General features: G+C 43.9%; 22 protein-coding genes and 3 tRNA genes. 14 read left to right on the plus strand and 11 right to left on the minus strand.

The annotated features are described in order from the left end of the window. Positions 1 to 198: 198 nt before the first annotated feature. Positions 199 to 289, minus strand: a tRNA-Ser gene (locus tag FTU46_RS07515). Positions 290 to 410: 121 nt separating this feature from the next. Here FTU46_RS07515 and FTU46_RS07520 point away from each other — a divergent pair. After that, positions 411 to 2,291, plus strand: a complete 1,881-nt coding sequence (locus FTU46_RS07520) for a potassium transporter Kup (protein ID WP_104426719.1) — start codon at positions 411 to 413, stop codon at positions 2,289 to 2,291. A 67-nt stretch (positions 2,292 to 2,358) separates the two neighbouring features. Here the strand turns inward: FTU46_RS07520 and FTU46_RS07525 are convergent, their stop codons facing one another. Then, complete coding sequence (locus FTU46_RS07525; protein WP_180052761.1) at positions 2,359 to 2,916, minus strand: hypothetical protein; 558 nt, start codon at positions 2,914 to 2,916, stop codon at positions 2,359 to 2,361. A 266-nt stretch (positions 2,917 to 3,182) separates the two neighbouring features. Between FTU46_RS07525 and FTU46_RS07530 the strand changes: the two genes are divergently transcribed. Next, positions 3,183 to 4,280, plus strand: coding sequence for a DNA/RNA non-specific endonuclease (locus FTU46_RS07530; RefSeq protein ID WP_166136858.1), 1,098 nt, complete (start codon positions 3,183 to 3,185; stop codon positions 4,278 to 4,280). An 85-nt stretch (positions 4,281 to 4,365) separates the two neighbouring features. Then, positions 4,366 to 4,611: a hypothetical protein gene (locus FTU46_RS07535; RefSeq protein ID WP_180104671.1), complete on the plus strand. Its 246-nt coding sequence runs from the start codon at positions 4,366 to 4,368 to the stop codon at positions 4,609 to 4,611. A 73-nt stretch (positions 4,612 to 4,684) separates the two neighbouring features. On the opposite strand, the gene FTU46_RS07540 is transcribed toward FTU46_RS07535, so the two are convergent. Next, positions 4,685 to 5,755 (minus strand): AraC family transcriptional regulator, encoded by a 1,071-nt coding sequence (locus tag FTU46_RS07540; protein WP_180104672.1) that lies wholly within the window; start codon positions 5,753 to 5,755, stop codon positions 4,685 to 4,687. A 108-nt stretch (positions 5,756 to 5,863) separates the two neighbouring features. On the opposite strand from FTU46_RS07540, the gene FTU46_RS07545 reads away from it, so the two are divergent. Further along, on the plus strand, positions 5,864 to 6,457 hold the full coding sequence (locus tag FTU46_RS07545; RefSeq protein ID WP_180104673.1) for a hypothetical protein: 594 nt from the start codon (positions 5,864 to 5,866) through the stop codon (positions 6,455 to 6,457). Positions 6,458 to 6,795: 338 nt separating this feature from the next. Here the strand turns inward: FTU46_RS07545 and hisF are convergent, their stop codons facing one another. After that, positions 6,796 to 7,554 carry an imidazole glycerol phosphate synthase subunit HisF gene (hisF, locus tag FTU46_RS07550; protein WP_180104674.1) on the minus strand — a complete coding sequence of 253 codons (759 nt, stop codon included), beginning with the start codon at positions 7,552 to 7,554 and terminating at the stop codon, positions 6,796 to 6,798. 113 nt (positions 7,555 to 7,667) lie between these two features. Here hisF and FTU46_RS07555 point away from each other — a divergent pair, with 113 nt between their 5' ends. The 3 genes from FTU46_RS07555 to FTU46_RS07565 are packed head-to-tail and all read left to right on the plus strand — an operon-like array spanning position 7,668 to position 9,684. Beyond that, positions 7,668 to 8,615 (plus strand): homoserine kinase, encoded by a 948-nt coding sequence (locus FTU46_RS07555; RefSeq protein WP_034170208.1) that lies wholly within the window; start codon positions 7,668 to 7,670, stop codon positions 8,613 to 8,615. A gap of 26 nt (positions 8,616 to 8,641) precedes the next feature. Next, positions 8,642 to 9,268 (plus strand): DUF1294 domain-containing protein, encoded by a 627-nt coding sequence (locus FTU46_RS07560; RefSeq protein WP_034170207.1) that lies wholly within the window; start codon positions 8,642 to 8,644, stop codon positions 9,266 to 9,268. A 20-nt stretch (positions 9,269 to 9,288) separates the two neighbouring features. After that, the gene (locus tag FTU46_RS07565) at positions 9,289 to 9,684 is read left to right on the plus strand and encodes a membrane protein (RefSeq protein ID WP_034702680.1); all 396 of its coding nucleotides are present in this window, start codon (positions 9,289 to 9,291) and stop codon (positions 9,682 to 9,684) included. Between the two features lie 65 nt (positions 9,685 to 9,749). On the opposite strand, the gene FTU46_RS07570 is transcribed toward FTU46_RS07565, so the two are convergent. From FTU46_RS07570 to hisB, 5 genes are all read right to left on the minus strand, one after another. After that, complete coding sequence (locus FTU46_RS07570) at positions 9,750 to 10,679, minus strand: DMT family transporter (RefSeq protein ID WP_180104675.1); 930 nt, start codon at positions 10,677 to 10,679, stop codon at positions 9,750 to 9,752. 69 nt (positions 10,680 to 10,748) lie between these two features. Continuing rightward, on the minus strand, positions 10,749 to 11,483 hold the full coding sequence (gene hisA, locus FTU46_RS07575) for a 1-(5-phosphoribosyl)-5-[(5-phosphoribosylamino)methylideneamino]imidazole-4-carboxamide isomerase (protein WP_005232592.1): 735 nt from the start codon (positions 11,481 to 11,483) through the stop codon (positions 10,749 to 10,751). A gap of 222 nt (positions 11,484 to 11,705) precedes the next feature. Then, positions 11,706 to 12,386, minus strand: coding sequence for a 3'-5' exonuclease (locus FTU46_RS07580; protein ID WP_373686584.1), 681 nt, complete (start codon positions 12,384 to 12,386; stop codon positions 11,706 to 11,708). A 134-nt stretch (positions 12,387 to 12,520) separates the two neighbouring features. Continuing rightward, positions 12,521 to 13,138, minus strand: a complete 618-nt coding sequence (gene hisH, locus FTU46_RS07585; protein WP_180104676.1) for an imidazole glycerol phosphate synthase subunit HisH — start codon at positions 13,136 to 13,138, stop codon at positions 12,521 to 12,523. Beyond that, on the minus strand, positions 13,138 to 13,731 hold the full coding sequence (hisB, locus tag FTU46_RS07590) for an imidazoleglycerol-phosphate dehydratase HisB (protein ID WP_005232589.1): 594 nt from the start codon (positions 13,729 to 13,731) through the stop codon (positions 13,138 to 13,140). The genes hisH and hisB overlap by 1 nt, the downstream gene beginning before the upstream one ends. A gap of 96 nt (positions 13,732 to 13,827) precedes the next feature. Between hisB and FTU46_RS07595 the strand changes: the two genes are divergently transcribed. The 7 genes from FTU46_RS07595 (at position 13,828) to tehB (ending at position 18,193) form a co-directional block, all read left to right on the plus strand. Continuing rightward, on the plus strand, positions 13,828 to 14,205 hold the full coding sequence (locus FTU46_RS07595) for a GNAT family N-acetyltransferase (protein WP_180104677.1): 378 nt from the start codon (positions 13,828 to 13,830) through the stop codon (positions 14,203 to 14,205). 201 nt (positions 14,206 to 14,406) lie between these two features. After that, positions 14,407 to 14,482 (plus strand) — tRNA-Phe (locus tag FTU46_RS07600). A gap of 136 nt (positions 14,483 to 14,618) precedes the next feature. Continuing rightward, positions 14,619 to 14,694, plus strand: a tRNA-Phe gene (locus tag FTU46_RS07605). Between the two features lie 204 nt (positions 14,695 to 14,898). Beyond that, entirely contained in the window at positions 14,899 to 15,420 is a 522-nt protein-coding gene (locus FTU46_RS07610; protein ID WP_180104678.1) for a hypothetical protein, read from the plus strand. A gap of 228 nt (positions 15,421 to 15,648) precedes the next feature. Continuing rightward, on the plus strand, positions 15,649 to 16,149 hold the full coding sequence (locus tag FTU46_RS07615) for a hypothetical protein (protein WP_180031031.1): 501 nt from the start codon (positions 15,649 to 15,651) through the stop codon (positions 16,147 to 16,149). Between the two features lie 241 nt (positions 16,150 to 16,390). Next, positions 16,391 to 17,140 carry a hypothetical protein gene (locus FTU46_RS07620; protein ID WP_180104679.1) on the plus strand — a complete coding sequence of 250 codons (750 nt, stop codon included), beginning with the start codon at positions 16,391 to 16,393 and terminating at the stop codon, positions 17,138 to 17,140. 189 nt (positions 17,141 to 17,329) lie between these two features. Next, the gene (gene tehB / locus FTU46_RS07625; protein WP_180104680.1) at positions 17,330 to 18,193 is read left to right on the plus strand and encodes an SAM-dependent methyltransferase TehB; all 864 of its coding nucleotides are present in this window, start codon (positions 17,330 to 17,332) and stop codon (positions 18,191 to 18,193) included. 104 nt (positions 18,194 to 18,297) lie between these two features. On the opposite strand, the gene FTU46_RS07630 is transcribed toward tehB, so the two are convergent. Next, a complete protein-coding gene (locus tag FTU46_RS07630) occupies positions 18,298 to 18,804 on the minus strand; it encodes a hypothetical protein (protein ID WP_159123721.1) in 507 nt (168 codons plus the stop codon). A 173-nt stretch (positions 18,805 to 18,977) separates the two neighbouring features. After that, complete coding sequence (locus FTU46_RS07635; protein ID WP_166136827.1) at positions 18,978 to 19,802, minus strand: hypothetical protein; 825 nt, start codon at positions 19,800 to 19,802, stop codon at positions 18,978 to 18,980. Positions 19,803 to 19,920 lie beyond the last annotated feature (118 nt).

Here is a 19,920-nt window from a genome sequence, read left to right on the forward strand (position 1 = left end):
AAGCGGGTATAAATTTGAATGACTATGACATTTTTGTCGTCCATTCCTTAGAGAATGAAGGCTGATACCCGCAAATATACCCGCAAAAGTGCGGGTATTCTACTGTTATGCTATGGAGTGTATTAGATAATAAAAAAGGCCTAAACCTTTTAGATTTAAACCTTTTAGGACTGCATACGATTGCATGAGTATAAAATTTGGCGGTGAGAGAGGGATTCGAACCCTCGATACGCTATAAACGTATACACACTTTCCAGGCGTGCTCCTTCAGCCACTCGGACACCTCACCATGGCCGTGGATGATATAGAAAAAAAGCCAGTCTGCCAAGCTTGAAACAATTGATTTGCGGAAAAACTTTGAACGCAGTGCTATGATTCGCAAAAATGCTTGTTAAAAACGAAGACGATATATGCAAAGCACTGCACAGAAAGCAGCTCTCCCGGTAATTACGCTGGCTGCGCTTGGGGTTGTTTTTGGAGATATTGGAACCAGTCCATTGTATGCACTACGCCAATGTTTCCTGACGTCGCACCTTGCCATTAGTGAAGCTTCGGTGTTGGGCATTTTGTCCTTGATCTTCTGGTGCATCATGCTGACGGTGAGCTTCAAATACGTCACTATTATCATGCGTGCCGATAACAACGGTGAGGGCGGAATCATGTCCTTACTAGCTCTCAATTTGCGAACCACACGTATTTCTGATGACAAGAAAATTTACCTGATTGCGCTCGGCTTTATTGGGGCATCGCTGTTTTTTGGTGACGGGATCATTACCCCGGCAATTTCTGTGTTATCTGCGGTTGAAGGGCTGAGTATAGCCACACCTGTGTTTAATCAATGGTTAGAACCTCTATCGATCGGGATTATTGCGGGACTCTTTCTGGTACAACGTCATGGTACTGGAACCATGGGCAAATTTTTTGGTCCGTTGACCTTACTCTGGTTCCTGTCAATTGGTGGTTTCGGTTTGTGGAGTATTATTCAGACCCCGACAGTACTGGCTATGGTGAATCCATACTGGGCCTATCATTTTGTGGTCGATCAGCCTTTTGTAGCCTTCTTGACCATGGGCGCCGTGATTCTGACCATGACTGGTGGTGAAGCCATTTATGCCGATATGGGGCATTTTGGTCGTCTGCCGATTCGTCTGGCTTGGTTCATTATCGTATTGCCATGTTTGTTGCTCAATTATGCTGGACAAGGGGCATTATTGCTGCGCCGTCCTGAAGCACTGGAAAATCCTTTTTATATGCTGCTTCCGGAATGGGGCTTATATCCAATGATTGGTTTGGCCACAGCAGCTGCTGTGATCGCCTCACAGGCCGTCATTACCGGGGTATTCTCCATGGTGAATCAGGCCATTCAACTGCGTTATTTGCCACGCCTGAGTGTAAAACATACCTCAGCCGAAGAGCGTGGCCAGATTTATCTGCCCTTCATTAACTGGATGCTGTTTATTTCTGTAGTGATTCTGATTTTACTCTTTGAAAATAGCGCCCGCCTAGCGAGTGCTTATGGGGTTGCAGTCACTATGACCATGCTCTGTGGCACCATTTTAATCAGCATTCTGGCTTATGGTTTCTGGCGCTGGCCGATCTGGAAAGTGGTGTTATTTGCCACACCATTCCTGATGCTGGATCTGGTTTTTGTAGCCTCAACGTCTTTAAAAATTGCATCAGGTGGCTGGGTACCGATCCTGCTCGGAGCGGCATTATTTACGATTCTGATGACCTGGAAAGATGGTCGTGCACTGGTCTTGAACCGTCTGGAAAAAGATGCACTACCAATTGACCTATTTATTAAGAGTATTTCAATTGGAGGAGGCACCAAGTTTGTGCCGGGTGAAGCGATTTTCCTGACCGGAACTCCGACCATTGTGCCGCATGCGATGTTGCACAATATTAAGCACAACAAGGTGCTACATGAGCGCAATATTCTGGTAACAGTCATTACCCGGGATATTCCTTTTGTAGGCGATGAAGAACGGATTAAACTGGAAAAACTCAGTGAGCATTTTTATCGAGTGACAATGTATTACGGGTTTAAGGATCAGCCAAATATCCCGGAAGCATTGCAGCATGCGTATGCAGAATGGGGCTTTGAATATGACCTGATGCAGATCAGTTTCTTTATCTCCCGGGAACGGATTATGCATACGGTGGGAGAGGGAATGGCACCTTGGCGGGAAAAACTGTTTGTTTCCATGCAGCGTAATACCAGTCCGGTCAGCGACTTCTACCAGATTCCGACCAACCGGGTAGTTGAACTGGGTAGCCAGATCGAGATGTAAAAATAAAAAAACCAGAGCTAGGCTCTGGTTTTTTTAGGGGAGAGAATTTAGAAAGCTTTATAACAAATTATTGTTCTGTTGCTTCTGTCTCAACCGGCATTTCAGGGGCGGCGTTTAAAGGTGCATCTACCGCAGGATCAGCTTCAGCTTCTACTGCAATTTCAGTTTGCTCAGTCATCGCAGCCGCTTCAGGTGCAGCAGCTTGCTGTTCTTCAAGAGCTGGTTGCTCTACAGCTTCACCCATAGTCATTTCCTGTTCTGTAGCAGGGGCTGCTGGTTCAGACTCAAGATTGGCTGGAGCTGGATTGGTATCCGGCATTTCTGGTTGTGCAACAGGTGCATCAGGCATGCCTGGTGTTGGCATTGGCTGATTTGGCATTGATTGTTGTGGCTGCTGGCCTGGCTGAGCAGGTGCAGACATTGGCTGGTTTACCAGACGGATCTGTCCAGAGTTCACCAGGCTTTCCAGTGAGGCTTGCTGACCATTTACAGTGGTACTAATTTTAGCTTTAGATAAGCTTTCAAGTGTTTCACCCGCTTGTACAGGAGGCTCAGCGAATGCGCCGGCACTGATCACACTTGTAAATATTCCGAGACCTAATAACTTAGATAGTTTGGAATTCATAAATTAACTCCATTGCTAATAATTGTACGTAATTTGAGTAGTCAAATAGCTTTGCACACTCAAGACGAGGTCACAATCAAAGCTACTTAAAGGTTAAAAAACCGCGCTGAAAGCTCACTAAAAAAACGACACTTTGTTACAAGATTTAAGAATATAGGGGTAGATTGTGTAATTATTAGGCAAATAAAGAGGGTAAGATATACTTCATATACATGGCTTGTTAAGCTCGCAAAACCCCCGATTTTGATCTTAAAAGCACGTGTAGCATGGCAAAGAAGCAGCGTAAGTCGAAGAATTCAGTTTTTCAGTTTTTTAATGAAAATAGCGTGAAAGTGATCTTGGCAATGGTCGCTTCCGGGAGTTTCGCGATTGCGTTTGGCCAGGAAAAAATCAGTCAGTGGATTTCTCTGCCGTCTACATCGAATTCGAGCTGTCTGGAACAGTTTTACCGGGACATCCCGCCTTACTTAATGAAAGACAGCCTGAAAAAAGACAGTTATTCACTGTGTTTTAATGGCTTTAATGTGGGTTATTCTGGGGTATCCAAAACGCCACTTTGGGTGGCGGAGGCCTTAACACCGAAGCGTCTGAGCCAGAAAATTCCACGTGAAGACAACTTCCATGAAGAAACACGACTAAATGCTGCTCATCGTGCGACTTTGGCTGACTACCGGGGTTCAGGCTATGACCGAGGCCATATGGCGCCAAATGCGGATATGCCAAATAAAGCTGCACAGTCTGACAGTTTCTCGCTGGCCAATATGGTCCCGCAGGCACCAAAGAACAATCAGCAGGTCTGGCGCGAGCTGGAAGAAGCGACCCGAGCAATTGTGACCAAGCAGAAGCAGGACGTGTATGTAGTGACCGGGCCAGTCTTTGCTGCCAAAAAACTGAAAACTATTGGCAAGGGTGTGATTGTACCGACTGCCGTGTACAAAGCGATCTACATGCCGAAAACTGGTGCCATTGGTGCCTACTATGCACCTAATGATAATTCGCTCAAGGTTCGCATTGTCAGTGTCTGCTATCTGGAAGAGCAGCTCGGCATTAACCTGTTTCCTCAGTTAACTGAAGAACAGAAACGCAATACCTATCATCTGCCGTTGACTGCAAATGCTGTGAAGGCCAACCAGAAAATTGCCTATTCGAATTGGGATGCAGAAAGCCAGTGTGCTGAAGATGTGCCGAAAGAAGATCTGGAAAAACTGCAGCGTGAGTTCAAACCATCGGCTTCAAGTTCGGCCAGTACAAGCAATACCAGCTCATCAGTTAATAAGAGCGGGATCGATCATGATACTCAGGATACGATTGTTAAACAGCTGATTGAGGCCTTGTTGCAATACATCCTGCAGCTGCTGAAATAGTGAAAAGGAGCTTGCTGTAAAAAGCAGGCTTCAGGTAGCATGCTGAAGACAGGTGAGTAAAAATAATAAAACAGAGTAGAAATTAATGTTTAAAGCATTTGAAAATGGAACCGAATCGCATTCGATTCATGATCTGACAGTTGAGAATGATCTGGACTGTGTCAGTCTGTATGGCAATCTGCAAATTACCAAAGACCAGGCTGGTCTCAAGGCAGCCAAAGTCTTGCAGGCACTGTTAAATGATATTGTGCAGCAGCTCGAAGAAACACCGGATCTGCCAGAAAAAATTGAACGCAATGATGCAGATGAAATTGAAAATCCATTTTTATAGAAATTTCTTAAATCACTATTCCGGCTAGAAAAAAGCTTCTTTAATGAGGAGCTTTTTTATTTTATTCAAATTTTTAAATCTGATATGGGACATTAATCTCTGCAGTAGCAGGATAGTCCAGAAATTTTTCCTGCACCTGGGTTTCCAGGTATTCTGAGCGCCATTGTTGTGGGGTCTGAGCCGTCCACTGCTTGAAGGCACGCTGAAATGCGCTCTGCTCAGAATAGCCAAGCAGCATGCTGATTTCCTGCAGACTCAGATGAGGATCTTTCAGATATTGCATGGCCATCATGCAGCGGATTTCCTGCATACGCTGCTGATAGGTCTGGCCCTGTTTTTGCAGGTAACGTTGTAGCTGACGTACAGAAAAATTCATCTGTTTGGCGATATGTTCAATCTGGAACATATTTTTCTGCAGACCCACCAGAATCGCCTGTTGCAAGCGTTGATCAATCTGGGTGGAGTTCGGGAGTTTTTCCAGCACCGCTTCTGCCTGTTGCATCAGTAATTTCTGTAAGGTCTGATCGCCTTTCTTTAAAGGCGTAGACATTTCACTCATAGGAATCAGTACCTGGTTTCTGGCCTGACCAAAACGGACCTTGCAGCGGAAATACTGTTCATAGACCGCAATATTTTTATTGACCGGATGTTGAAAATGGACTTCATGCAGATGCAGTTGATGCTGGTCAAGAATGCTTGAGCGAATAAATTCTGTCATGAGCGCGATAGCAATCTCATCTGTGAGTTGCGTACTCACTTTAAACGGAATCTCGCTCCAGGAAATGGACAGGTAATCTCGATCCAGACTGACCTGTAAAGGACTGCCATCATAGATCAGGCGATGATAGTCATGATAACGCATAAAGGCTTCGCCCAGCGTTTCACTGGATAATGCCAGATAGCCAATAATACCCAGATGTTTGGCCTGCACCAGTTGCGCGATTTCCAGGCCGAGTGCCGGCCGCTGCAACTCCTGATCCAGCTGGCTGAGCAGATCGCGCCAGAGAATATAATCAAAACGCTCCAGGTTCTGGATCGCAAACAATTTCTTGGGGATGTCCAGTTGTTTGAGCTGGTAATAGTCCAAAAGCAAATGTCCTAAACCACCATATACCGAACCGACATAATCTTGAGGAACGTGCATTTTTTAATTCTTTTGTTCTGTCGTTTTTTGTCAATGATATTGAAATTATCGGTCAATATCTAGCCCTTTGTTTGACCTATAGTGTAAACAAACAGGGAGGAAAAGATCATGTGGAAAGGCTTTCTAGCAGGACTGGTCGTAGCCAATGGCTTTGAATGGTTTGCGCATAAATATGTACTGCATGGTACGCATCGGGCAGGGCAGACACGTTATAGCCCAGTGCCGGACAGCATGCGTTCACATTGGGAACATCATCGTGAAGTTCGCAAGACCAGATTTTCTGATTATGCCTATATTGAAGGTTTGAAAAACTGGCGAATCCGCAATGAAATCGGTTCACTGGCCGTCGCAGCAAGCGTATTCGGGCTGGCTTTTTATCCCTTGTCCAAGGGCATGTTTCTGGCCACGCTATATAGTGCAGGCAATTATTTTTATATGCATCGGCGGGCACATCTGCAACCAGAATGGGCCAGAAAAAAAATTCCCTGGCATTATGATCACCATATGAACAGTAACCAGGATGCCAACTGGTGCGTGACCAAGCCCTGGTTTGATTATTTTATGGGAACTCGGGTGATTTCTTCAGCAGATTTACAGGAAAAAAATCCTCTTGGTATTGCGTTGCCGGAACAGATCTCTACGCGCTTAACCCACTTAACTCAGCGTTATTTCCCGGCTAAATGGGCTAAAGATCGTGATTAAATAACTTAAATTTCGAGTAATCTGCCACATAAAATGTTAACCATTTCTCACTTTGGTTAACCCTGTCGTGATTTGTCAATAAATTCTGCATATATTGTCAATATTGTGCTCAGGATTTCACCTATATTTGCGTCTGTTGATGATAGAAAGTCTTATCAACCTGCATACAGATTGAGTTATATTGTAAATGTCAAAGATACCAAGTGCTGTAGTTCTTCTTGGTTTTTATAGGGAGTCGCAAGACTCCTTTTTTTTGTCCAGAATTTAAATGATTTCTAAGAATAATGCATAAAAAAAGAGCGTGATATTCACGCTCTTTTTCATTTGAAGGCTGTCGTTTAAAGACGCATTTCAATACCTTGAGCAGCTAGATAAGCCTTGGCCTCAGGAATGGTATGCTGGCCAAAGTGAAAAATAGAGGCGGCAAGTACTGCATCGGCACCACCATAGATAATCCCGTCAGCCAGATGCTGCAAGTTGCCTACGCCACCAGAGGCAATCGTTGGTACAGTGACGCGGTCATTGATAGCACGCATGAGGGGAATGTCATAACCTGCTTTGGTGCCATCGGCATCCATAGAGGTAATTAACAGTTCGCCTGCGCCGTAGCTGGCCATTTTTTCTGCCCATTCCAGTGCATCAATACCAGTCGGTTTGCGTCCGCCGTGGGTAAAGATTTCCCATTTATTCTCGCCAGTTTTTTTGGCATCAATCGCTACTACGATACATTGCGCACCAAAACGCTGTGAGGCTTCCTGTACAAACTCAGGGTTGAAGACTGCTGCCGAGTTAATACTGACTTTATCCGCACCTGCATTTAATAGTAGACGAATATCTTCGACTTTACGCACGCCACCGCCTACGGTAAGCGGTACGAATACAGATTCAGCCATACGCTCAACGGTACGGTAAGTGGTGTCGCGTCCATGATGTGTAGCGGTAATATCAAGGAAAGTAATTTCATCGGCACCTTGTTCATTATAACGGCGTGCCACTTCTACCGGGTCACCCGCATCACGAATATCAAGGAACTGAACACCCTTGACTACGCGACCGTTGTCGACGTCCAGACAAGGAATAATACGTTTAGCTAGCATAAATTTTTCCAATTATTACAGCCGATTATGAAACTCACCCACGCAAGCGCTACACCTTGGTAGATGGAAACGGTATTCTAGCAAAAATATGTAAGTTTTTTCGCAGGTTTTCTATGTCGGTTTATACCACTTTGACTTTAAAGGAAGTTCAGGATTTCGCAGCACCTTATGGACTTGAGGTGATTGATCTGATTCCCATTCAAGGAGGTATCCAGAATACGAACTATTTTCTGGTCTGCGAAAACCAGCAATATGTGCTGACCGTTTTTGAAGATATGGATGAACAGGCCGCCGGAGAACTGGTGCCGGTCTTGCAGCATCTGGGGCAGGCAGGTCTGGCCGTACCGGTGCCTTTATCCCATTCAGGCAAAGCCATTCATACGCTAAAAAATAAGCCGGCACAAATTGCACCACGCATGATGGGCGAGCATCCGATGCCATCTACCGTTGCGCAGGCGGAAGCGATTGCCATTGCTCAGGCCAAAATGCATGTCGCACTGAAAGATTTTAAACTTGAGCGCGCCTTTGTCCGTGACCATGCCTACTGGTATAACGTAGCACAGGAAATTAAACCGAGTCTGAACGCAGCAGATAAAGTCTTACTGGGTAAACTTCTGGGCCTGTATGAAGCTTTAACCGCAGTATATCCGGATCGTCCACGTGGCTTTATCCATTCGGATCTGTTCCGTGACAATACCCTGTTTGAGGGTGACCAACTGAAAGGTATTCTGGACTTTTACGAGCTGAATAAAGATGAATTCCTGTTTGATATTGCAATTACTTTAAATGACTTCTGTACCAATTATCCGGAAGTTACTTTAAATGAAGAAAAGGCCAATGCCTTTTTAAAAGCCTATGAAACTGTGCGTCCATTGACTGAGGATGAAAAATCATGTCTGGAGCTTTACCTGGCAATGGCTGCGGGCCGTTTCTGGATGATGCGTTTACAGGTGGCACAGAAAAATGCGGCTGAAGGCCGCACCGGTGAAGATATTCTGCAAAAAAATCCGGAAGAGATGCGTAACATGCTGATTGAACGTTTAAAATTTGTGACAGCTTAAATTAAAAATAAACAGGAACAGGCAAAATGCGCGATCAGGGACGTTTGGTAGAATGGTTTGATGACAAAGGCTATGGCTTTATTCAGCCCAATGATCCGGCCAAAGATCGCGTGTTTTTGCATATCAAAGATTTTGCCCGTCCCGGTCCACGGCCAATTGTTGGTTGTGCGCTAGATTATCTGGTGATTCTAGATGAGCAGGGACGTTATCGTGCCCAGCAGGTTATGTACCTGAAAGCATCACAAACCAAAACGGCAAAAACAAAAACTAAAACATCAGGCCGAAGCCAGCCAGAAAAACTACAGCCGATGCAGGTTGCTTCTGTGGCCTATATTTTGGTACTGGCGGGACTCAGTTTAGCCGGATTGTTGAGTGGAATGATCCTGTTACTGGTGAGCCTGATGAATGTTCTCAGTTACTGGCTATATGCCCAGGATAAGGAAGCGGCACAACTGGGCAATCGCCGTATTCCTGAAAACACCCTGCATTTGGTGGCTTTTTTGGGAGGATGGCCGGCAGCCTGGCTGGCACAGCAAAAATTACGGCATAAAACACAAAAACAACCCTTCCGGCAAATTTATTTTTGTACTATAGCTTTTAACATTATTTTGATTATATGGCTGATTTCTCCCTTTAACAGCCTGAATATCTAGAAACAACCACAGGAGCGTAGATGAACTATTCAATTGATAAAGACTCAAATCGCACGCTAACCCTGATTCTTTATATCTTATATATCGTGGCCATTTTTAGTGGTGGCTTGCTGGCAGTGATTGCACTGATTATTAACTATATGAAGCGCTCGGATGTACGAGGCTCGATTTTTGAAAGCCACTTTACCTGGCAAATCCGCAGTTTCTGGTGGTATCTATTCTGGAATATTGTAGCCTTTGTGCCGTTCCTATTCCTGTTCTTTACCCATGAAGATCCGGACCTGTTTGCAGGCGTCGCTTTTGGTGCATCTACTTTCTGTCTGGTTGTGGTCTTTGTTTCCTGGATCTGGATTGTCTATCGCGCGATTCGCGGCATTATGCGTCTGAATGACAATCGACCGATGTATACCAAATAAGATTAGCTATATTTATTTCTCTAGATAAAAAACTCCCCCTTTTCTAAGAGGGGGAACTCATAAGCTTAGGAAAGATCTTCCTTCAACTCTTCTATTTTTTCTTTTCTGAAAAATTTTGGTTTCCATTCGCTGGCAATTACTCCAAGTACGACCATTAAGCCTCCCATAAGTGCTAAAGCAGGTAAGCGTTCTCCCGCCATATGTCCAAATAAACTTGCCCAGATCGGTTCACCGGCATAAATGATCGCAGCTTGAGAAGGATCTACCATTTCCTGTGCCCAGTTCATCACCAGCTGAATACAGGCACTGGCGATACCGAGACCGACCAAAATACCTGCCAGATGCCAGTGGAAGCCAGGTAACTGAGATTCACCCAGTATCGGTGCCATCAGAAAACAAAATAGCGAGGCAAAAATGAGTTGTAGCACGGTGACACGCCGGGTATTCACCTTCGGAGCAAAATGACTGATAAAAATAATCTCAAGCGCAATGGCAATCGAGCCGAGCAAAGTCAGCGCCTGACCAAAATTCAGCTGGATGGCACCAAAGCCATTACCGGTTAAAAACACCAGACCGAGAAAGGCAAACAGGGCACCGACCCAGGTCATGAAATATGGTTTTTTACGGAACAGTAGCCAAAGCAGTAGAGGCACTAAGGGAACATACAGCGCAGTCAGAAAGGCCGATTCACTGCTACTAATCGTTTGCAAGCCCACCGTTTGGGTTCCATAACCGATTGCAATTACAGCCCCGATGATGGCACCCGCTGCCACTTCTTTAAGTGTCATGCCTTTCAGATGATTCTGGGACAGCATAGTTACGGCAATTGCCGCTGCTGCAAAACGTAATCCGACAAAGATCACCGGACTACTAAAATTCAGACCATATTGTACGGTGATAAAACTGCCGCCCCAGATAATCGTAATCAGGATCAGAGCAAGTTGAGGAACTTTCGTCCTCCAGGTAGAGGATGTTTGGGAAACAGATGTCGACATGGGAGAGAGGATCAAAAAATTGAACAATAAAAAAAAGAGGTCCACAGACCTCTTTTTCAGCAGACGCTATTATAGCGCTTCTTGTTCATCCAGCAATAATTGTGCTTCACGTAGATTTAAAGTGCCTTCATAGATCGCACGACCGGTAATCGCACCTAAAATGCCAGGCTGATCTTTCAGGTTACGCACGTCATCCATATTGGTTACACCACCTGAAGCAATTACAGGCAGACCTGAATATTGTGCCAGATGTACAGTTTGCTCAATGTTGACACCCTGCATCATGCCATCACGGGCAATATCGGTATAAACAATACTAGACACGCCTGCATCCGCAAAACGTTTTGCCAGATCAGTCGCTTTTACATCAGTCACATTCGCCCAGCCATCCGTTGCCACCATGCCGTTCATGGCATCGATACCCACAATAATGTGGCCTGCAAATTTTTTGCATGCTTCTTCTACAAATTCAGGATTTTGTACTGCTTTTGTACCAATAATCACAAAAGATACGCCTGCTTCCAGATAATGCTCGATAGTTTCCAGTGAGCGGATCCCGCCACCAATCTGGATAGGCAATTCTGGCTGTGATTTGGCAATGGCTTCTACCACTGGCTTATGAATCGGTGTACCTGCGAAAGCACCATTTAAATCTACTAAATGCAAGCGGCGAGCGCCTTCATTTACCCAATGCTGTGCTGTTGCCACCGGATCGTCAGAAAATACGGTATCGTCTTCCATACGACCTTGTTTTAAACGGACACATTTGCCATCTTTCAGGTCAATTGCAGGGATGATCAGCATGCTTTCGCTCCTTGCTTAATCTTTAGAATGAATTTCAGTGAGTTCATCTTAGCAAATAAAGTCGAAATTTCTAACTCTTAAACGGTATGAAAAAAGAAAACCTGTCTGAAGATATGCTGGAGTGACAGGATTTTATTCTTCAATTTTTTTATTCTTTGCAATACTCCTGATGGAGTCTGATATCAAAATGATATTTCGCTAGAAAACTGATCTTCTGTTTGTTCAAATTTTTGAATGCGGGCGAATTTTCAATTTTAGTGAAGTATTGGGAACTTCCTTGGGTCCCAAGCCACGGTGCAGCAATTCTTCAAAGACCAGTAAAGGTGCATAGGCATCTGCAGCCGCATATTCAATCTGTGCCTGACTGAGATGTTTTTTCGCCCAGTTCGATGTCGTAACCCGTTTTGATTTAGGAAAATTCACCTGAAATAGCAAAGCCATCGCATTTTTTAATCCAAGAGGATTTTTAATGCCGAACGCACCAAAGCACTTTGACAGTTCAATCACACTGTTCAGCTCAATGCCTCTTTTACGGAAAAGATGCGCATCATTTTTCAGGCCAAAACCAACTTTAATCTGGTCTCGATTGGCAAAAATCGGTTTCAGAAAATCCCAAATGGCAGCATTCATCTGAAACAGGTAGGCCTTTTCCAGAGTGGCCAGCTGAATCAGATGCGGACCAGTAGAAACTTCACCGACCTTGAATGTGGGTTTAGATTCAGTGTCCAGACCAAAGACCGCGATCTGCTCAAGTTCTTCGCGTAGAGCTTCACATTGCTGAATGCTGTTAATCACCGCAATATTTTCAGGCGCGATATTTTGAAAAGGTGGAAAAGTCGCTATTGCCTCTTTACTCGGCAGAATATCGTTAAGCTGGGTATCCATGATTAAAGCATCTTCCATTGATGAATATTCAGGTTGAATAGAGCATACCTTAGAGAAGGAAGCTTGGATGTGAATTATTTTTCAAAAATAAAATTTTAAGCTGTAGCCCATAAAAAAAGCCCGCATGATGCGAGCTTTTTGAATGTATTGGATTAGATATTCCAATCCACAAAGTTTTTTAGCAATTGAAGGCCTGCAGTATGGCTCTTTTCCGGATGGAACTGAGTTGCAAACAGATTGTCTTGATGCAGGGCAGTACAGAAATCAATACCGTAATTACAGGTTGCTGCCACGATGCTCGGATCTTGCGGTTCCACATAGTAACTGTGCACGAAATAGAAACGTGCATCCTGAGCAATGTCTTTCCACATCGGATGGCTTGGATCGGCCTGATGTACCTGGTTCCAGCCCATATGCGGCACTTTTAAACCTGCCATTTCCGGGAAGTGTTTCACTTCACCTGCAAAAATGCCCAGTGCATCCGCACCGCCATTTTCTTCAGAGCGTTGCATCAGGGCCTGCATACCGACACAGATGGCCAATACCGGTTTGTTAAACACGGCATTACGTACCACTTCATCAATTCCGGCTTCATGCATGCCTTGCATGCAGTCACGCATTGCACCCACACCCGGAAAAACGATTTTGTCGGCTTGGGCAATCAGTTTTGGATCATTAGTCACATCTACCGTTGCACCGACGTGTTCAAGTGCTTTGGCTGCTGAGTGTAGGTTTCCCATGCCATAGTCAAGAAGGGCAATACGGGTCATTACAAGGTACCTTTGGTTGAAGCAACAGTATTCGCAGCACGTGGATCAACTTCACATGCCATACGCAGTGCACGGGCAAATGCCTTAAATACACTTTCGATCTGGTGGTGACTGTTTTTACCTTTCAGGTTGTCAATGTGTACAGTCATCAGCGAGTGGTTGACAAAGCCCTGGAAAAACTCAGAAAACAGGTCTACATCAAAACGGCCAATCATGGCACGGGTAAATGGAATGTCCATAAACAGACCCGGACGGCCAGACAGATCCACCACGACACGGCTTAAAGATTCATCAAGCGGCGCATAGAAGTGTCCATAACGACGTAGGCCCTTTTTATCACCCAAAGCCTGAGCGAAGGCCTGACCTAAGGTAATACCACAGTCTTCTACGGTATGATGGTCATCAATTTCCAGATCTCCATCACAATGAATATCAATATCGAACAGACCATGTCGCTTGATTTGATCAATCATATGATCTAAAAATGGAATACCAGTGTTTAAAGTGCCTTGACCAGTACCATCGAGGTTCAAACGAACTCGAATTTTGGTTTCGTTGGTATTTCTTACCACTTCACTGATACGATCTGTCATAGACACGTTCCTCAAATACGTCAAAATGATTGATGTAGAAAATATTTTCGCCGTGACGACGTCACCGCATATTAGATTGCTCAGGAGGGTTTATCAATGCCTATTACCGTACATGCTTATACTTCTCTAGAAAACGACGAAGTGCGCAGCCAGCTTGAGCGACTGTATGACACTAGCCCTGAATTTAGTGATGGGACAGATGCCATTGAACATCTAGAGCAAAACCTTGCACAGTATACCTTACTTTATACCGCAGAATTTAACACCAAAATCATCGGCGCCATCTGGTGCACGGGACAAGGCGAAAGCCGAACCCTGGAAAACATTGTGGTGCATCCGGCCAACCGTGGACGCGGGGTTGCAGAAAGGCTGGTGAGTGAGGCATGCCGCATGGAAGAGGAAAAAGGAGTAAAAGCATTTGTACCGGGATGCGGAGCCATTCACCGCTGTCTGGCAAATCTTGAAAAAATTTAAATATAGATAAATTTCAAGCAGCCTTCGGGCTGCTTTTTTTGTAAATACCGGATTCAATTTATTTTATTAGTCAGGTATTTGCTGAAAATATGAAAATATTGCTGTATAAACATGCAAATCGATGGAAAAGTAAACATTTGATGATTTTTATACGTTATGTACTTGACGATTAAGAGCTGAAACTGTTTAATACGCGACATCGGCGTGATAGCTCAGTTGGTAGAGCAACGGATTGAAAATCCGTGTGTCCCCAGTTCGATCCTGGGTCTCGCCACCATATTCAAAACGGTTTTAAAGTTTTCAATCCCTGATCCCATCAGGGATTTTTTTTAGGCCAAAATTCAGACACTCAATCTTTTTTTTCATAATTTCGATTGACTAATGTGTCCAGATACGGCTTAATACACCGCATCGGCGTGATAGCTCAGTTGGTAGAGCAACGGATTGAAAATCCGTGTGTCCCCAGTTCGATCCTGGGTCTCGCCACCATATTCGAAAAAACCTCAAACAATGTTTGAGGTTTTTTTTCGCCTGTGATTTTTGATTCAGCCTAAGAATTAACTTGTTTTGCCATTCATCTGAGCAGGAATGAGTTCTCAAAATAATCAAGGTAATCTAATAGATAATTAAATACAGACTTTAGCAACTGATAAAGGCATTCAGGTTGTGAAATTTGAAGTAGGGGGAAAGCCCATGAACAGTATAAAAACATCTTTATTTGGGGTTCTGTTAGGTACATTGAGCATAGCAGTGCATGCGGAAGAACAGAAACCGGTACTTACCTTGCCGACAATGACCATTATGGCTGAACCTGAAATGAGTAATGAGACTGGCTATGTCCCGTTTATTGAGAATGAAGCCAATCGTCTTGCCTTGCAGCATCAGGTAATCCGGGGAACCAAGGATGCAGAAAATTTCATGGTTAATCCAAATGTGCTGGCAAACCTCGATATTAAGCCGACCCAAGCTCCAGATTTGAGTTTACTGTCACCTGCACTGCAACAGTATGTGATGACCATTGCCCAGGGCTTACAATCTGGTGATCCAACCCAAGGGCTGTATACACTGCTGGAGAATGTCGGGATCGATCGTAGCAGCAGCTTGCAACCAGGACGCGGTCTTCAACTACAGATTAATCTGGACAAGGTGAATCTGGGCTTATTAGAAAACTACAACAATCCATCTCCTGTAGCGCAATTTCCAAGATCTCCTTAAAGGATGAGCCAGTAATGCAAATCAATCCCCATATTGGGGATTTTTGCTTTTTTAAATCTAACTTCTGAATAATTCATATTTTTTAGGAGCTTTGCTCCTGATTTGCTGGTTGGCTTTATGAGGGTGTAATGGATTCGATTGACCGTTTATCAAACTTAACAATAAGAAGCTGTATTACTTGTAAGATTTAATCTGACGCTTTCCCTTTTCCAACCGAGGGGTAATAAGATGAATCTCCTAAAATCCATTCAAAGCTTGGGCCTGATGCTGACCTGTACTGCTTTTACTCTCCCTGTACTGAGTCATGCAGCTCCTGCTCATTCTGAAGCAACGGTACTTCCCACCTTAACTGTCATGGCAGAGCCTGAAATGCGTGCTGTGACGGAAATAACGCCTTATCAGGAAGGTGCCAGCCAGCGTAAGGCTTTGCAGATGCGCCTGATGAAAATTGAACGCGATATCCAGGCTTATAGTGTCGATGGTGATGTCGTTGCAAATATTGACATGGGGGCAGCAGCGCCTAATCCAGATCTGGACAGTCTGCCTACTGTGTTCCGGGAATATGTACTGGCAGTAGCGCAAGGCTTGCAGTCCTCAGATCCAAGAAATGGAATCTATGTGATTTTGCAACCTTTTGGCATTGACCGGAATGCCACCAATGTCCAGATCGTCAGGGAGCAGTTTGATCCGAATCGGCTTGAGCTCAGGCTGCCTTTTGGTTCGCGCTAGCACACAATCCGATGGGTCAGGCTGATCAGGTCAGTCAGTTTCGGTATAGCCAGATCACGTCATGAAGAAAGGAAGTCTGAAAACTTATTTCCTTTCTTCAGGCTTTTTACTGGATTCATTTTTTCAGTATTGAGGAAGCACGTTCACAAATGTGAAAAGCTCTATGTCTTGAATTATGCTGGAAAAATAAGCATAGTGTAAAAAATCAACAAGATCTGGATGACAGACCTGGAGCGTGTAGATGCCCCGTGTTTTTATGATTATCGCTGGAGTGGTACTGGCAATTTTGATCTGGTTATTTTATCAAAATTCTGTAGAGCAGAAACAGCAGGCCGATTTGCAAGAATATGAAACGGTACTGGAAGAAAAAACTGGATCTATTTTGCAACAGGCACAGGATTGGTCTAAACCGATTCAGATTGATCTGGAAGATGATCGTCTGGATGGGGATTATGCCGTGATGGCCCAATTTATTCTGGGTCAGATGCGTGATCGTGCCGAGGCTCGCAATCAGTATTTACGTGACCTCAAAGCAGCGGACTGGGATCGTTTTCTGGACATTGACCGCTTAGCCAAAGATCAGGCTCAAGACTATAAAGAAACTGAAGCCATGCTGAAGCGCGTGCATGAAATTGTCGATAGCTATGAACAGACAATTCAGCAGCGGGCAACCCAGCAGTTAGAGCAGGTGAAACAGCTGGATATTAAAAACCGCTATCGTCAGCAGCTGGCAGATAATCTGAAAGCCAATCAGCAGCAGGATAATGCCCATGCAATTTTTGAAATTGAAAAACAGAGTCTGGCCAAAGCAGACCAGCTATTTCTGGTGCTGAAAAACAATAAATGGGAAAAGAAAAACCAGACCTTTATGTTCTATGAAGATGCACCCTTAAAGCAATTCAATAAGCTGTATCAGGAAATAGTGCAGCTCAATCAGCAAATGACTCAAGTGGATCAGCAGGCACTTAAAGAGGCAGAGAACAAACTCTAAGTATAAGGATCTTATGATTTCTTATCTCTAAATGACATGATGTTTTTCTGTCAGAATTAGTCTTGTTGCATTGCTTACATCAAAGATGTGCCAGTTCTCATTGGTAAGAGAACCAGCTATGCTTAAGAAAAATGAATATCCAGAAGCATGCTTGCAGACGGAAAGCGAGAAGAGGGAGCACAATCTTTTATGCAACAATTGAAATGTTATAAAGAATTTCCGGTCTGGACGCAGCAAGCTATCCCACAAGGGTTCAAGCAGCCACACAATACCAAAGCAGGCACTTGGGCAAAGCTGACCGTTCTTAAAGGTGAGCTGCATTTTGCCATGCTGGATCCGTCAGGTCATGTACAGTCTGAACATGTATTTACGCCAGAGCAGCAACCGCCGTTCATTGAGCCACAGGTCTGGCATAAGATCGTTGCGGCTAGTGAAGATGCAGAATGTCAGCTGCGTTTTTACTGCAAACCTGAGGATTACTTCACTAAGAAATATCAGCTAAGCCCGACCCATTCGGAAATTCTGGCAGCTATGCCGTATTTAAAGGGTGGTCGTGTGCTGGATGTCGGTTGTGGTTCAGGCCGCAATTCGTTGCATTTGAGTCAGAACAGTTTTGAAGTCGACGCCTGGGATGTGAATGAAAATAGTCTACAGACCTTAAGACAGATCATTCAGAATGAAGAAATCGGGAATATTCAGGTTCAGCAACGGGATTTAAATCTTGACCCCAGTATTCAGGGTCAATATGACTTCATTTGCTGTACGGTAGTGATGATGTTCCTGCAGGCCGATACCATTCCACCACTTATTGCACAGATGCAGCAGGCGACAGTGCCGGGCGGTTATAACCTGATTGTCTGTGCGATGGATACCGATGATATTCCGGTACAGCCAGACTTTCCGTTTAGTTTTAAGCCGGGACAGCTTAGTGCCTATTATGAAGGCTGGAATCTGGTGAAATATAATGAAAATGTCGGTGAATTACACCGAGTAGATGAACAGGGCAACCGGATCAAGCAGCATTTTGCGACTATGCTAGCCCGAAAGGTCTAATAAGAGATTTATAGGTCTTTATATTTTTGACTTTAAATCTGAAAGAGCCAAAAAACAAAAAAAAGATGTCACTCGGACATCTTTTTTTATGGATTTAAAATATCTTAAGCAGATTTTTTAAACCAAGAGAACCACCCTTTTTTCTCGGCTTTTACAGCTGCTTCGGCAGGCGCTGCTTTTACTTCTTCAGCTTTTGCTACAGTTGCTTCTTTTACTTCAGCAGTTTTTACAGCTGCATCAGTTTTCACGGCTTCTACTTTAGAATCCGCTACTTTTTTCATATCTGCAGGTGCAGCTTTTGCAGCTTCTACTTTTTGAGCCGCTTCAGTTTTTGCTGCTTCTTTAGTTTGAGCAGCTTGTTGTTGAGTTGCTTCTACTTTAGCGACAGCCGCTTGTTTCTCAGCAGTAGCTTTGGCAGCAGAGTCTTGTGCTTTAACAGTCGCAGTCGCTACTTTTGCTTGTGCAGGCGCAGTTGCTTGTTGAGCAGTTTGAGCGGCAACAGTTTTTGCTTGTTCTTTCATTGCAGCAACAGGAGAAACTGTTGCAGAAGCCATAGCAGAAGCTGAAGTTGCAACGATTGCAGTTGCTAGAAGTGTTTTAAGCATTTTCATGCATAACCCCATAAATAAAGGAGAGAAATGTGGGGTTATGATACGCCTGTCAAATATAAGTGGCTGATGGATAAGTTTTTATTGGTTGAATATTCAACTAAATTTACAAAGGGATAACATTCTTTTAAATAAAAAAACCTGTTATTAAACAGGGTTTTTTATTTATTTCTATTTTAAAGACCCAAAGGTTTTAGCATATTTGGTGTCGTTACGCTAACTGGGCCGGTCTGATAAAGTTTTCCATCGAATTTTTGATGCTTAGACCATAAAATTTGTTTCTTATCCAAATCAACATAAGAAAGTACATAGTATTGGCCTTCCGTAGGTACTGGATCATCTGCTACAACTACACCCATTGTTAAAACTGCGAAAGCAGCTGTGCCGGCAATATTACCAATCCGTTTTCCTAAAGAAGGCTGTTGTCCTAAGACCTGGATGACCAGAACCTTAGATGTGCCTAACACAGGCTTGAGATGGTCAGTTAGGCGATCTGTAATATCAATATCTACAGGTTGATAGTTATTGCTTAACGCATAACGCCCATGGCTGGCTTTAAAACTCTTTTGAAGCAGCAGTTGGATACTTGCACCATCCAGATCAGTAATTGCAGGTTGGTTGGCTGCCAAAACAGGATAAGTGCCTAAATATTCAGGTTGCGACTCTAAAGTATTACGTTTTTTATAAGTCTGAATGGTACGCTTTTCAAAGAAACCGCAATGTGTTGGCTGGAAGGTTTTGGTCACTTGAACCGCATTCTGGTTTAACTGTTTTACCAATGATTGAGATATTGCTTCGGCAGTACGATTAGATTGATCCAGTAAAATATGACTGTCACCAAGTTCTTTACGTAGTAGGCAGGCATCTGTCAAGATAGCCACAGGTTGGGTTTTAAATTCTTTTTGAATTCTTGCAAAGTAATCAGATTGTGGTGCTTTTGGTGTGCTGGCACATCCTACCAAGCTTAGACTCAGAACTGTAAATGCTAAATATTTTTTCATAATTATTTTAAATTTATATTTAATATTCAACTTTATCATAAATAAGGCTATGTGTATTTTACAAAACTTTGAATGAATAGTTCGCAATAAAGAAACCCCGCAATAAGCGGGGTTTTCT

Origin of the sequence: Acinetobacter sp. YH12108 (assembly GCF_013419055.1) — a bacterium.
Lineage (GTDB): Bacteria > Pseudomonadota > Gammaproteobacteria > Pseudomonadales > Moraxellaceae > Acinetobacter.

What these genes read in the sequence shown, in the direction of transcription:
- hisB (WP_005232589.1), bottom strand. Translation starts at nt 13,731, where the DNA reads ATGACAGATCGTATCAGTGAAGTGGTAAGAAATACCAACGAAACCAAA.
- FTU46_RS07635 (WP_166136827.1), bottom strand. Translation starts at nt 19,802, where the DNA reads ATGAAAAAATATTTAGCATTTACAGTTCTGAGTCTAAGCTTGGTAGGA.
- FTU46_RS07620 (WP_180104679.1), top strand. Translation starts at nt 16,391, where the DNA reads ATGCCCCGTGTTTTTATGATTATCGCTGGAGTGGTACTGGCAATTTTG.
- FTU46_RS07520 (WP_104426719.1), top strand. Translation starts at nt 411, where the DNA reads ATGCAAAGCACTGCACAGAAAGCAGCTCTCCCGGTAATTACGCTGGCT.
- FTU46_RS07535 (WP_180104671.1), top strand. Translation starts at nt 4,366, where the DNA reads ATGTTTAAAGCATTTGAAAATGGAACCGAATCGCATTCGATTCATGAT.
- hisF (WP_180104674.1), bottom strand. Translation starts at nt 7,554, where the DNA reads ATGCTAGCTAAACGTATTATTCCTTGTCTGGACGTCGACAACGGTCGC.
- FTU46_RS07570 (WP_180104675.1), bottom strand. Translation starts at nt 10,679, where the DNA reads ATGTCGACATCTGTTTCCCAAACATCCTCTACCTGGAGGACGAAAGTT.
- FTU46_RS07580 (WP_373686584.1), bottom strand. Translation starts at nt 12,386, where the DNA reads ATGGAAGATGCTTTAATCATGGATACCCAGCTTAACGATATTCTGCCG.
- FTU46_RS07610 (WP_180104678.1), top strand. Translation starts at nt 14,899, where the DNA reads ATGAACAGTATAAAAACATCTTTATTTGGGGTTCTGTTAGGTACATTG.
- FTU46_RS07540 (WP_180104672.1), bottom strand. Translation starts at nt 5,755, where the DNA reads ATGCACGTTCCTCAAGATTATGTCGGTTCGGTATATGGTGGTTTAGGA.
- FTU46_RS07530 (WP_166136858.1), top strand. Translation starts at nt 3,183, where the DNA reads ATGGCAAAGAAGCAGCGTAAGTCGAAGAATTCAGTTTTTCAGTTTTTT.
- tehB (WP_180104680.1), top strand. Translation starts at nt 17,330, where the DNA reads ATGCAACAATTGAAATGTTATAAAGAATTTCCGGTCTGGACGCAGCAA.
- FTU46_RS07615 (WP_180031031.1), top strand. Translation starts at nt 15,649, where the DNA reads ATGAATCTCCTAAAATCCATTCAAAGCTTGGGCCTGATGCTGACCTGT.
- FTU46_RS07595 (WP_180104677.1), top strand. Translation starts at nt 13,828, where the DNA reads ATGCCTATTACCGTACATGCTTATACTTCTCTAGAAAACGACGAAGTG.
- FTU46_RS07560 (WP_034170207.1), top strand. Translation starts at nt 8,642, where the DNA reads ATGCGCGATCAGGGACGTTTGGTAGAATGGTTTGATGACAAAGGCTAT.
- FTU46_RS07565 (WP_034702680.1), top strand. Translation starts at nt 9,289, where the DNA reads ATGAACTATTCAATTGATAAAGACTCAAATCGCACGCTAACCCTGATT.
- FTU46_RS07525 (WP_180052761.1), bottom strand. Translation starts at nt 2,916, where the DNA reads ATGAATTCCAAACTATCTAAGTTATTAGGTCTCGGAATATTTACAAGT.
- hisA (WP_005232592.1), bottom strand. Translation starts at nt 11,483, where the DNA reads ATGCTGATCATCCCTGCAATTGACCTGAAAGATGGCAAATGTGTCCGT.
- FTU46_RS07555 (WP_034170208.1), top strand. Translation starts at nt 7,668, where the DNA reads ATGTCGGTTTATACCACTTTGACTTTAAAGGAAGTTCAGGATTTCGCA.
- hisH (WP_180104676.1), bottom strand. Translation starts at nt 13,138, where the DNA reads ATGACCCGTATTGCCCTTCTTGACTATGGCATGGGAAACCTACACTCA.
- FTU46_RS07630 (WP_159123721.1), bottom strand. Translation starts at nt 18,804, where the DNA reads ATGAAAATGCTTAAAACACTTCTAGCAACTGCAATCGTTGCAACTTCA.
- FTU46_RS07545 (WP_180104673.1), top strand. Translation starts at nt 5,864, where the DNA reads ATGTGGAAAGGCTTTCTAGCAGGACTGGTCGTAGCCAATGGCTTTGAA.